The sequence below is a fragment of the Streptomyces sp. NBC_01445 genome (genome assembly GCF_035918235.1).
Lineage (GTDB): Bacteria > Actinomycetota > Actinomycetes > Streptomycetales > Streptomycetaceae > Streptomyces.
The window spans coordinates 7,380,016-7,391,553 of the sequence record NZ_CP109485.1 but is presented as its reverse complement, the minus strand read 5'-3'; the positions used below and the strand labels follow the sequence as shown (position 1 = coordinate 7,391,553).

Here is an 11,538-nt window from a genome sequence, read left to right as displayed (position 1 = left end):
TGGTGGTACGGGGTCCGGGCCCGCCGGACCCCGTACATTCCGGGCCCTAGTAGGCGGCGGTGGCCGTCCTGATCTTCAAGGCGCGGGCGAGGTCGTCGAGTTGGTCGACGAGTTTGCGGCGCAGGGCGGGGATGGGGTCGTCGTCCTCCAGGCAGGATTCGCCGAGGGTGAGGGTGTGGGTGTCGACGGCGTGGGCGGGGAAGGCCCAGCGTCCCGCGGCGTCGGCGACGGCGGGGCCACGGCGGTGGGCGACGGCTACGGCGTCAGGGAAGTAGCGGGCGACATAGGGGTGCAGGAGGTCGCTCTGTTCGGGCTGCCAGAAGCCCTGGGCGGTGGCGGTGAAGAGGTAGTTGGAGAGTTCGTCGGTGGTGAACATGGCGTCCCAGGCGGCGCGTTTGGCGCCGGGGTCGGGCAGGGCCGCGCGGCAGCGGGCGGCGCCTTCCTGGCCGGTGGCGCTGGGGTCCTGGGTGAGTTCGGCCTCGATGACGGCGTCGTCGACGGCGCCGAGTACGCAGAGGCGGCCGAGGATGCGCCAGCGCAGTTCGGGGTCGAGTTCGGGGCCGCCGGGGACGCTGCCGCTGTCGTACCAGTCGCGGATGGTGTCGGCGTGTGCGGCGCTGTCGATGAGGGTGCGCACGGCGGTGAGGCGCAGGCCGGGGTTGCTGCCGTCCTCGGTGCGGCGGATGAGGTCGGCGCACAGGTCGGTGAGGAGGGCGAGTGCGTCGGGGCGTTCGGCGGGGGTGGTGTAGCGGTCGGCCACCTGGGTGCGGGCGAAGGCCAGGACGCCCTGGACGTTGGCGAGTTCGCGTTCGCCGGGGAGGTGGGCGCGGGCGGCTTCGAGGTAGGTGAGGGGTTCGAGTTCGCCGTCGCGGACCATGTCGCGCAGGCAGTTCCACAGGACGGCGCGGGTGAGGGGGTCGGGCACGCGGGACAGGCCGCGCAGGGCGGTTTCCTCGGAGTGGGGGTCGAGGCGGATCTTGGCGTAGGTGAGGTCCTGGTCGTTGGGGACGACGAGGGCGGGTCGGGGGCCGGGGAGGCGGTGTTCGCCGTCGACGGGGATGTCGATGTCGGTCAGTTCGCGGCGGACGAGGGTGGCGCCGTCGATGAGGTCGCGGTCGTAGACGCCGACGGTGATGCGGTGGGGGCGGCTGCCGTCGCGGGTGAGGGTGAGGTCTGCCTGCCCCGGGTGTTCGGTGACGGTGGCGGTGAGGGTGTCGACGCCGGTGGTGCGCAGCCAGGTGTCGGCCCAGGCGTGGACATCGCGGTCCGTGTGGTGGGCGAGGGAGGCGATGAAGTCGGCGAGGGTGGCGTTGGCGAACTTGTGGCGCTGGAAGTGGGTGTTGATGCCGGCGAGGAAGTCCTTCTCGCCCAGCCAGGCGACCAACTGCCGAAGTGCGGAAGCCCCCTTGGCGTAGGAGATGCCGTCGAAGTTGAGCAGGGCGGACGCGGTGTCGGGGACCGCGTCGGCGTCGGGGGCGACGGGGTGGGTGGAGGGGCGCTGGTCGGCGTCGTATCCCCAGGCCTTGCGGGACACTCCGAAGTCGACCCAGGTGTCCTTGAAGCGGGTGGCTTCGGTGAGGGTCTGGTAGCCCATGTATTCGGCGAAGGACTCGTTGAGCCAGATGTCGTCCCACCATTGGAGGGTGACGAGGTCGCCGAACCACATGTGGGCCATTTCGTGGGCGATGACCATGGCGCGGGTCTGGCGTTCGGTGTCGGTGACGGCGGAGCGGTGGACGAACTCGTCGCGGAAGGTGACGAGTCCGGGGTTCTCCATGGCGCCGGCGTTGAACTCGGGGACGAACGCCTGGTCGTAGGAGTCGAAGGGGTAGGGCTCCTCGAACTTCTCGTGGTAGCGGTCGTAGCAGGCGCGGGTGATGTCGAGGATTTCGTCGGCGTCGGCGTCGAGGTAGGGGGCGAGGGAACGGCGGCAGTGCAGGCCGAAGGGCAGGCCGCGGTGCTCGGTGCGTACGGAGTGCCAGGGGCCGACGGCGACGGCGACGAGGTAGGTGGAGAGCAACGGGGTGGTGGCGGCCTGCCACTTCCCCTCGCCCAGGTGCTCGGTGACGCTGTTGGCGAGGACGGTCCAGCCGTCGGGGGCGGTGACGGTGAGGTCGAACACGGCCTTCAGGTCGGGCTGGTCGAAGGCGGCGAAGACGCGCTGGACGTCTTCCATGAACAGCTGCGTGTAGACGTACGTCTCGCCGTCGGCGGGGTCGGTGAAGCGGTGCATGCCTTCGCCGGTGTGCGAGTAGGCCATGGCGGCTTCGACGCGCAGTTCGTGCGGGCCGGGGGCGAGTCCGGTGAGGGGGAGCCGGTTGTCGTCGAGTGCGGCGGGGTCCAGGGGCTGTCCGTCGAGAGTGACGGATCGCAGGGCTGCGGGCCTGACCTCGACGAAGGTGTCTCCGGCCGTGCGGGTGGTGAAGCCGATCACGGTGGTGGAGTCGAAGGTGTCGGCTCCCCGGGCGAGATCGAGGTCGATCTCGTACCGCTGGACGTCGATGAGCTGGGCTCGGGTCTGCGCTTCGTCGCGCGTCAGTACGGACATGGGGACATGCTGCCGTACGCCTCCGGCGGGGGACAGGCTGGCCGGGGGCGTCCTATGACGAGACCTCACCCGACGCCGGATTCACCGCCCCGGGGCTGCGCCCCGGACCCCGCTCCTCAATCGCCGCAGGGGCTTGAATTCGCCGCGATCTGCTCGTGGTGGCGGATGACCTCGCTGATGATGAAGTTCAGGAGTTTCTCGGCGAAGGCGGGGTCCAGTTTGGCGCTCTCCGCGAGTTGGCGCAGGCGCTCGATCTGGCTGGCCTCGCGGGAGGGGTCGGCCGGGGGCAGGGCGTGTTCGGCCTTGAGGTGGCCGACCTGCTGGGTGCATTTGAAGCGTTCGGCGAGCATGTGGACGACAGCGGCGTCGATGTTGTCGATGCTGTCGCGCAGGCGGGCGAGTTCGGCGCGGACGGCGGGGTCCACGGTGTCGGCGGCGTTGCTGTTGGTCATGGGAGGAAACCCTACGTGGCGCGGGGGCGGTCGATCGTGGGGCCCGGGGAGCGCAGCATCGGCGGGTCGTCGGGGTCGGGGACCGTGTGCGACCAGCCGCCGGGGACGGTGCGGCCCTGCTGTTCGCGGAAGCGGACGGGCGCGGTGCCGACGCGGCGGGTGAACAGGCGGGAGAAGTAGGCGGGGTCGTCGTAGCCGACGCGGCGGGCGACGGCGGCGACGGGGAGTTCGGTGGCGGCGAGGAGTTCCTTGGCGCGGCCGAGGCGGATGCCGAGGAGGTAGTCCTTGGGGCTGCAGCCCGCTCCGCGGCGTACGGCGGTGCGCAGTTCGGCGGGGGTCATGCCGTGGCGGGCGGCGTGTTCGGCGACGGACAGGGGCTGGAAGGCGTCGCGGGCGAGGGACTGGAGTACGGGGTCGCCGTCGGGGGCCATGTCGGCACGGGCGCGGCGCAGGGCGACGAGGAGTTCGTGGACTGCGGCGGCGGTCTCGACCTCGAGCAGGGGGTTGCCGCGGCGGGCGGCGCGGGCGATGCGGCCGACGGCGGTGCGGGCGTGGGCGGCGTCGGAGAGGGGGACGACGGGGCGTTCGGGCTCTATGTAGCCGAGTTCGGTGTACGTGGTGGTGGCGGGGCCGGTGAAGTCGACGAAGCACTCGTCCCAGCCGGTGTCGGGGTCGGGCCCGTAGTGGTGGGGGATGCCGGGGGTGACCCAGATGAGGGCGGGTGCGGTGACGGTGGTGCGGCGGCCGTCGGGGGCCTGGTACCAGCCGCGTCCGGCGGTGATGACGACGGCGACGTGGTGGTCGAGGGTGCGGGGGCCGACGGTGGGCAGGGCGCCGTACTGGAGGCCGACGCCGAGGCAGACGAGGCCGAGGCGGTGGTGGGCCGGGCTGGGGGTGAAATACCGCATCCAGGTGTGGTACATCCGCTTGTGTCCCTTCCTGGGCGGGTGTGGTGCCGGTGGTGCGCGGTTGCGTCCAAACAGGGCTGATCTTTGTCCATGGACCGTGCCGACCGCCAGAGGTGATCGTGGTGGGCAGTACGTGAGCGAGAGGGACATGATGGCCGGGTTCAGGGTGGGCGAGGACGACTTCGAGGTCGACGGGCGGCCGGTGCGGCTCCTGTCGGGGGCGCTGCACTACTTCCGGGTGCACGAGGAGCAGTGGGGGCACCGTCTCGCGATGCTGCGGGCGATGGGCCTGAACTGTGTGGAGACGTACGTCCCGTGGAATCTGCACGAGCCGCGCCCCGGCGAGCTGCGTGACGTGGGGGCTCTGGGCCGGTTCCTGGACGCGGTGCGCGAGGCGGGGCTGTGGGCGATCGTGCGTCCGGGGCCCTATATCTGTGCCGAGTGGGAGAACGGCGGGCTGCCGCACTGGCTGACGGGTCCGCTGGGCTCGCGGGTGCGGACCAGGGACGGGGAGTTCCTGGCGGCGGTGGACCGCTGGTTCGCGGCGCTGCTCCCCCAGGTCGTGGAGCGGCAGTTCGGCCGGGGCGGCCCGGTGATCATGGTGCAGGTGGAGAACGAGTACGGCTCGTACGGCTCGGACCAGGTGTATCTGGCGCATCTCGCGGACGGTCTGCGCGGGCTCGGCGTGACGGTGCCGCTCTTCACGTCGGACGGTCCGGACGACCACATGCTGACGGGCGGGTCCGTACCGGGTGTCCTCGCGACGGCGAACTTCGGGTCGAACGCGCGGGGCGGTTTCGAGACGCTGCGCCGGCACCGGCCCAAGGGTCCGCTGATGTGCATGGAGTTCTGGTGCGGCTGGTTCGACCACTGGGGCGCGGATCACGTCGTGCGGGACGCCCAGGACGCGGCGGCAGCCTTGCGGGAGATCCTGGAGTGCGGGGCGTCGGTCAATCTGTACATGGCGCACGGCGGGACGAGTTTCGGCGGCTGGGCGGGGGCGAACCGTGCGGGGCAGTTGCACGAGGGCCTGCTCCAGCCCGATGTGACGTCGTACGACTACGACGCGCCGGTCGACGAGCACGGGCGGCCGACGGAGAAGTTCTGGCGCTTCCGTGAGGTGCTCGCCGAGTACGCGGACGAGCCGCTTCCGGACGTGCCCGAGCAGCCGGCGGCGCTGGCCTCCACGGTGACGGCGGAGCTGACCTCGTACGCGCCGCTGGACGCGGTCCTGGACGAGCTCGGTTCGGCGGAGGGTGAGTACGCGGTGCCGCCGACCTTCGAGGAGCTCGACGTGGACCGGGGGCTGGTCCGCTACGGCGTCGACGTGCCGGGGCCGCGCCGGGCGTATCCGCTGCGGGTGGCGGGGCTGCGGGACCGTGCCGTGGTGTATGTGGACGGAGTGCGGGCCGGGGTGCTCACGGAGGACGAGCCGGTCCTCGCGGAGCCCGTCGCGGGACCCGCGCGCATCGAGCTGTGGGTGGAGTCGCTGGGCCGGGTCAACTACGGGCCGCGCACGGGTGAGTCGAAGGGCATCACGGGCGGGGTGCTGCACGAGCGGCAGTATCTGCACGGGGTGCGGGCGCGGGCGCTGCGTCTGGACGCGTTCGACGACGCGGACGCGGTGCGGGGCCTGGCCCCGGTGGACGGGCCTCCGGGGGCGGCGGGCCTGTACCGCGGCACGTTCGAGGTGAGCGGCGCCGGGGACGCGGAGCTCGAACTGCCGGGCTGGACACGGGGGTTCGTGTGGGTGAACGGCTTCAACCTGGGACGCTATTGGTCGGTCGGCCCGCAGCACTCGCTGTACGTTCCCGGTCCCGTGCTGCGGGAGGGCCGCAACGAGGTGTGGGTACTTGAGACGGAGGCGGCGGGCGAGCCGCGCGTGACGTTGTCGTAGGCGCCGCCGGGCAGACGTACGGGGCCGGTTCCGGATCACGGAACCGGCCCCTCTCTACGCGCGACGGGGTGCGGGCCGCTCTCCGTGGGAGCCGGCGGGCACGGTCCTCGCTGCGCTCATGGTGGGGCGCGTTGATCACAATGGTGCGTGCGGAGCGTGCGGGCCCATGGACAAAGGAGGGGAAGGTCTTGGACTAATCGCGCACGGTGGGCCTGCCGGATCCCGCCGTACAGTGGAGTTCCGGTGTCCGGGCGGTGGTGCCCGGCGGCCCCAGGGGGTGCGGGCGTGGCGAACGGCGGACCGGTGGAGCACGGCTTTCCGCATCTGGAGACGGTGCGGGCGGCGGTGACCGCGCTGTACAAGCGGCTCTCGTACGACACCGTGCACGCCTTCGAGACGAGCGTCGCCCCGGTCGACGTGGCGTTCTGCGACCAGGACGACCTGTATCTGGGGGCGCAGCGGGTGGCGCGTGAGCTGGTGCGGCACTACCGGCTGCCGGACGCGCGGATGGTCGTCAGTTTCCGCGAGATGACGCACGCGGCGAGTGTCGAGCTGGCGGCGGGTCCGGAGTACTTCATCGAGCTGAACGACCGGTTCCGTACGCATCGGCGTGACATCGGGGCCGCGCTCGCCCATGAGGTCATGCACGTCTATCTGCACCGGCTCGGGCTCTCGTTCCCGGGGACGCGGGACAACGAGATCCTCACGGACACGGCGACCACCTATCTGGGGGCCGGCTGGCTGCTGCTCGACGCGTACCGGGAGGACGCGGCGTCGTCGCAGAAGCTCGGCTATCTCACGCCGGAGGAGTTCGGTTACGTCCTGGCCAAACGGTCGCTGGCGTTCGGTGAGGCGCCGGAGACGTGGTTCACCAGTGCGCAGGCCTACACCGCGTACACGAAGGGGCTGGCGCGGGCGCGGGCCGACGAGCAGCAGCCGCCGCTGACGGCGGCCGGGTGGGCGGGGCGGCGGCGGTACGCGAAGGAACGGCGTGAGGCGCGGGAGAGCCGGGCGGGCGGGGAGGCGCCGGGCGGTGCGTACGCGTTCTCGACGGAGGGGTCCGTGCTGCGGGTGACGTTTCCGTGTCCGACGTGTCATCAGCGGATCAGGGTGCCGGTGCGGGGCCGGGTGCGGGCGCGGTGCGCACTGTGCCACACCGTGATGGAGTGCGACACATAGCCTCAAAACGCTTTGCGTTCACCTCGGGTGAGGGGCGATGGTCGACATATGGACGAAGAGCAGAAGGCAGGCGCGAGTGGCCTGTTCGACGCGGTGTACGGCGGTGACGAGGACGCGGTGGTGCGGGCCCTGCGCGCGGGCGCCGCGGCGGACGAGCCGGACGACGAGGGCCGTACGGCGCTCTATCTGGCGTCGGTGAGCGACGAGCCGGGCATCGTACGGCTGCTGTTGTCGGCCGGGGCGGACCCGGACCGGCTGAGCAGTGGCACGGATCTGCCGCTGTGCGGGGCGGCGTGCGGCGGGCACACGGAGGTCGTGCGGGCTCTGCTGGCGGCGGGCGCGCGGGTCGATCTGCGCGAGGAGTTCGGGTTCACGGCAATGGCGTGGGCGCTCCAGCGCGGGCACGAAGGGGTGGTGCGTGCGCTGCTCGACGGCGGCGCGGATCCGCAGCTGCCGGGTCCCGGCGGCGGGCTTCCGCTGGTCGCGGCGGCGAGGCGCGGGTCGACGGGGTGTGTGCGGGCGCTGCTCGAACACGGCGCGCAGGGGCGGACCGAGGCGCTCGCGGAGGCTCTGGCCTGGTGCGGTGTGGACGTGGCGGCGGTGCTGCGTGCGGGCCTTGAGCAGCCGGAGAGCGAGGCGGTGACGCAGCAGTTCACGGAAGACGGCGGGGTGACCGTGGTCGTGGAGCTGCTGGACGAGGAGGGGCGGCCGCGTTCGGGTAACGACATGCAGACGGGCCACGCGGCGATCGCCACGCTCCTGGAGGCGGACCTGGGTGTCGTGACGTCGGCCGCCGAGCTTGCGGAGCGTGCGCTGCGTCGTGATGACCCGGACGACGGCGACTGGACCGAGGCCGCCTCGGTGCTCCAGGCGCGCGGAGACGAGGAGACGTATCGGTCGGCGGCCGCGTGGTGCGCGAGCGATGAGGCGCTGCGGCGGGCCTTCGGGGCGGACGTGCTCGGGCAGTTGGGGCCGCGGGGCCAGTACACGCCCAGGTCGCTGCCTGTGCTGCGCGCCCTCGCCCGTACGGCCTTCGACACTGCGGGTCTGCGCTCGGCGGTCGTCGCGCTCGGCCATCTCGGGGACCCGGCCGCTCTGCCGGAAATCCTGCTCCACGCCGGGCATCCGGAGCCGCGGGTGCGGCGCGCGGTGGCGCTCGCCCTGACGGGCCTGGTGCCCGCCGGTCACCACGAGGCCGTCTCGGCGCTGGTCGCGCTGACCCACGACGCGGACGGCGATGTGCGCAACTGGGCCGCGGCGGCGCTCGCCGCAGCGCCTGCCGACACGGCCGAGGTGCGCGACGCGCTGGCCGCGCTCCTCGAAGACCCGGTCGCGGACGCCGCGGCGGAGGCGGCCCGCGGTCTGGCGCTGCGCCACGATCCGCGGGCCGTCGAGACGCTCGCGCGGATCCTCGCCTGCCAGGCGCCGGGCGGGTACGCGCACGACACGGCTCGGGACGCGATCCGCCACGTCCCGGACGCGCGGGTCAGAGCCCGTCTGGAGTGGACGGTCCCGCGATGTCGTTGACGGCGGCCCAGCTGAACGCCATGGCGGGCCCGATCGTCGCGCCGGGCCCCGGGTACGTCTCCCCCATGACGGCCGCCGAGCAGTTCCCGGAGGCGTAGAGCCCGGCGACGGGTGTGCCGTCCTCGCGCAGGACGCGGGCGTCGCCGTCGGTGACGAGGCCGCCTTTGGTGCCGATGTCGCCGGGGTGGACGGGGACGGCGTAGAAGGGGCCCTTGTCGAGGGGGGCGAGGTTGGGGTTCGGGAGGGTCGGGTCGCCGTAGTAGCGGTCGTAGATGCTGTCGCCGCGCGCGAAGTCCCCGTCCTTCCCGGTGGCGGCGAAGCCGTTGAACCTCCTTATCGCAGACGGCAGTTGGGGCGCTTCGATGATCCGGGCCAGTTCCTCCACGGTGGCGGCCTGCCTCAGGAAGCCGCTCTCGCGCCACCGCTTCGGGAAGGCCTGGCCGGGGAAGAGGCCCGCGAAGATGTAGCGGGCCTTGGAACGGGCGTCGAGGATCAGCCAGGACGGGACAGTCGTCGCGTCGGGGCGGTCGGCGGCGTACATGCGGTCCACGAACTGGTGGTACGGCGCCGCCTCGTTGGCGTACCGCTCCCCCGCCGCGTTCACGATCACCATGCCGGGGATGCCCCGATCGGCGACGAGGAAGAACGGCCTCTCGCCCGGCGGGCACAGGGAGGGAGCGCCCCACACCCTGTCGAGGAGGTCGGTGGCGGCGCCGAGTTCCTCGCCCAGGCGCAGGGCGTCGCCGACCTGGCCCTCGGAGGCATGGGTCCACGCCGTGGACGTGGGCTGCGGCAAGTACTTCTCGCGCAGCGCCTGGTCGCGGGAGAAGCCGCCGGAGGCGAGGACGACACCGCCGCGCGCCCGTACGACGTGTTCGGTCCCGTCACGCAGGACGCGGACGCCGGTGACGCGGTCGCCCTCCACGACGAGGCCGGTCAGCGGCGCGGACAGCCACAGGTCGCCGCCGAGCCGCTCCAGGGAGAGCCGCATCCTGGCGATGAGCGCCTCGCCGAGCGAGAGCAGCTTGCGCCCGCGCAGCGCCGCGCCCACGGCCCGCGCCCCCACCCGCAGCGACCTGCGCCTGCCGGCCCAGGTGCGGGCGACCATGTTGAGGAAGCGGAAGTCGTACGACGTCATGGTCAGCCCGTACGTGGGCAGCCCGGCCCGGCGCAGGTCCCGGGCGAGCGGGCCGAGTTCCTTGAGGTCGACGACACACGGCTCGGCCGAGCGGCCCTGCGCCATGCCGCCGAGCGCCTCCGGGAAGTAGTCGGAGTAGCCGGGTGTGTACATGAAGCGGACGGCGGTGCGGTCGTGGAACTCGCGCACCATGCGCGGCCCGTGCCGCAGATAGGCGTCCTTGCGGCCCCCGGGCACGCGGTCGCCGACGGTCGCGTCGAGGTAGGCGCGGGCCTTCTCGTACGTGTCGCCGAGGCCGGCCGCGTCGAGGTGGAAGTTGCCCGGTACCCAGATCGCGCCGCCGGACAGGGCGGTGGATCCGCCGTACCGGTCGGTCTTCTCGACGATCAGGGCTGTCAGGCCGCGCAGACGGGCGGTGATCGCGGCGGCGAACCCGGCGGCGCCGGACCCGACGACCACCACGTCGTAACCGATCTCGGCGTCACTCATGCGAACTCCCCGGTGGCGTAGGCGCTGCGGAAGTAGAGGAGGGGGTTGCCGCCGTCGCGTGCGGTCACGGCGAGGACCCGGGCGGTGACGATCCAGTGGTCGCCGGCCTCGTGGACGGCGTACAGCTCGCAGTCGACGGTGGCGAGGGCACCCTCGACACGGACCGCGCCGCCTCCGGTCGGCTCCCACTGCACGTCGCGGAACTTGTCGGGGCCGCTGCGGCCGACGGCGGCGCACACGGCGCGCTGGTCGTCGGCGAGGATCGAGACGCCGAACCGGCCCGCGCGCCGCACCTTGGGCCAGCTGGTCGACGACTTGGCGACGCACAGCAGCACGAGCGGCGGTTCGAGGGAGAGCGAGGCGAAGGACTGGCAGGCGAGGCCCACCGGTTCGCCGGTGTCCTCGTCGAGGGCGGCGACGACCGTGACGCCGGACGCGAAGTGGCCCAGGACGTCACGGAACGCGTCCGGGGTCAGCCGTTCCACTGGTGGCCCCAGAAGCTGTCGGAGGTGATCTCCTTCGTCACCCAGGTCGCTTTGTCGACGATGAGACCGTCCCAGCCGTACTCGACCTGGAAGCCGCCGGGGGCCTGCGCGTAGAACGACACCATGTGGTCGTTGGAGTGCCGGCCGAGGGTGGAGGCGATCGGGATGCCCGCCGCGTTCATGCGGTCGAGGCAGAAGCCCACGTCGTCGAGGCGCTCCAGCTCGACCATGAAGTGCACGATGCCGGGCGGGAGTTCGCCCGGATACAGGCCGAGGCTGTGGTGGCGGGCGCCCGGGCTGAGGAAGTTCATCCAGTAGAAGTCCTGGCCCGGCTTCCCCGTGGGCACGGCGACGGGCGGCAGCTTCATCCGGTCGCGGAGCTGGAAGCCGAGGAGGTTCTCGTAGAAGTCGAGGGTGGCTTCCATGTCGGGGGCGGGCATGACGACGTGGCCGAGGCCGAGGTGGTCGCCGGTGACGAAGCGGTTGCCGTACGGCGCGGCGAGCGGGGTGTGGTCCTGGGCCTGGCCCCAGTAGATCTCCAGGGGGTTGCCGGCCGGGTCCTCGCAGTGGATGAGGCCCTGGACGCGGCGGTCGGCGAGGGTGGCGTCGTCGGCGTGCTTGACGGCGACGCCGGCCGCTTCGAGTTCGGCGGCGGCCTCGGCGAGCGCTCGCGCGTTCGCGACCTCGAAGCCGGCGGACAGGAGCCGGTCGTGGTCGCCCGCCACGAAGGACAGGCGGCGGATGCGGTCGTCGATCCGGGCGTGCAGGACGGTGTCCGTCGAATCCGCGCCCTCGGTCATCCCGAGGATGTCGATGACGTAGGTGCGCCACTCGGCGAGCTTCGCGGTCTCGATGCGGAGAAAGCCCAGAGAGCGGATGTCCATGGCTGCGGGCCTTTCGGGGGCTGGTGACTGG

The 11,538-nt window shown here is 72.3% G+C and carries 9 protein-coding genes; 3 read left to right on the top strand and 6 right to left on the bottom strand.

The features are described 5' to 3' along the window. Positions 1-46: 46 nt before the first annotated feature. The 3 genes from pepN to OG574_RS33570 form a co-directional block, all read right to left on the bottom strand. On the bottom strand, positions 47-2,548 hold the full coding sequence (pepN, locus tag OG574_RS33580; RefSeq protein ID WP_326776259.1) for an aminopeptidase N: 2,502 nt from the start codon (positions 2,546-2,548) through the stop codon (positions 47-49). A 116-nt stretch (positions 2,549-2,664) separates the two neighbouring features. Beyond that, on the bottom strand, positions 2,665-3,000 hold the full coding sequence (locus OG574_RS33575; protein WP_326776258.1) for a chorismate mutase: 336 nt from the start codon (positions 2,998-3,000) through the stop codon (positions 2,665-2,667). An 11-nt stretch (positions 3,001-3,011) separates the two neighbouring features. Then, positions 3,012-3,923 (bottom strand): helix-turn-helix domain-containing protein, encoded by a 912-nt coding sequence (locus OG574_RS33570; protein ID WP_326776257.1) that lies wholly within the window; start codon positions 3,921-3,923, stop codon positions 3,012-3,014. Between the two features lie 136 nt (positions 3,924-4,059). On the opposite strand from OG574_RS33570, the gene OG574_RS33565 reads away from it, so the two are divergent. The 3 genes from OG574_RS33565 (at position 4,060) to OG574_RS33555 (ending at position 8,511) form a co-directional block, all read left to right on the top strand. Beyond that, a complete protein-coding gene (locus OG574_RS33565) occupies positions 4,060-5,805 on the top strand; it encodes a glycoside hydrolase family 35 protein (RefSeq protein WP_326778717.1) in 1,746 nt (581 codons plus the stop codon). A 285-nt stretch (positions 5,806-6,090) separates the two neighbouring features. Next, complete coding sequence (locus OG574_RS33560) at positions 6,091-6,984, top strand: hypothetical protein (RefSeq protein WP_326776256.1); 894 nt, start codon at positions 6,091-6,093, stop codon at positions 6,982-6,984. 48 nt (positions 6,985-7,032) lie between these two features. Further along, complete coding sequence (locus tag OG574_RS33555; protein ID WP_326776255.1) at positions 7,033-8,511, top strand: ankyrin repeat domain-containing protein; 1,479 nt, start codon at positions 7,033-7,035, stop codon at positions 8,509-8,511. Here the strand turns inward: OG574_RS33555 and OG574_RS33550 are convergent. Genes OG574_RS33550 through OG574_RS33540 form a run of 3 tightly spaced genes read right to left on the bottom strand, consistent with a single transcriptional unit; the run spans position 8,471 to position 11,507 of the window. Next, a complete protein-coding gene (locus OG574_RS33550; protein ID WP_326776254.1) occupies positions 8,471-10,138 on the bottom strand; it encodes an FAD-dependent oxidoreductase in 1,668 nt (555 codons plus the stop codon). The two genes, OG574_RS33555 and OG574_RS33550, sit on opposite strands and share 41 nt — an antisense overlap. Continuing rightward, a complete protein-coding gene (locus tag OG574_RS33545; RefSeq protein ID WP_326776253.1) occupies positions 10,135-10,623 on the bottom strand; it encodes a flavin reductase family protein in 489 nt (162 codons plus the stop codon). Before OG574_RS33545 ends, OG574_RS33550 begins: the two co-directional genes overlap by 4 nt. Beyond that, positions 10,611-11,507 carry a VOC family protein gene (locus tag OG574_RS33540; protein WP_326776252.1) on the bottom strand — a complete coding sequence of 299 codons (897 nt, stop codon included), beginning with the start codon at positions 11,505-11,507 and terminating at the stop codon, positions 10,611-10,613. The genes OG574_RS33545 and OG574_RS33540 overlap by 13 nt, the downstream gene beginning before the upstream one ends. Between the last annotated feature and the right edge of the window lie 31 nt (positions 11,508-11,538).

Bases quoted from the DNA above. Each gene is read 5' to 3' on its own strand.
- pepN (WP_326776259.1), bottom strand. From the start codon at position 2,548: ATGTCCGTACTGACGCGCGACGAAGCGCAGACCCGAGCCCAGCTCATC.
- OG574_RS33575 (WP_326776258.1), bottom strand. From the start codon at position 3,000: ATGACCAACAGCAACGCCGCCGACACCGTGGACCCCGCCGTCCGCGCC.
- OG574_RS33570 (WP_326776257.1), bottom strand. From the start codon at position 3,923: ATGTACCACACCTGGATGCGGTATTTCACCCCCAGCCCGGCCCACCAC.
- OG574_RS33565 (WP_326778717.1), top strand. From the start codon at position 4,060: ATGGCCGGGTTCAGGGTGGGCGAGGACGACTTCGAGGTCGACGGGCGG.
- OG574_RS33555 (WP_326776255.1), top strand. From the start codon at position 7,033: ATGGACGAAGAGCAGAAGGCAGGCGCGAGTGGCCTGTTCGACGCGGTG.
- OG574_RS33550 (WP_326776254.1), bottom strand. From the start codon at position 10,138: ATGAGTGACGCCGAGATCGGTTACGACGTGGTGGTCGTCGGGTCCGGC.
- OG574_RS33540 (WP_326776252.1), bottom strand. From the start codon at position 11,507: ATGGACATCCGCTCTCTGGGCTTTCTCCGCATCGAGACCGCGAAGCTC.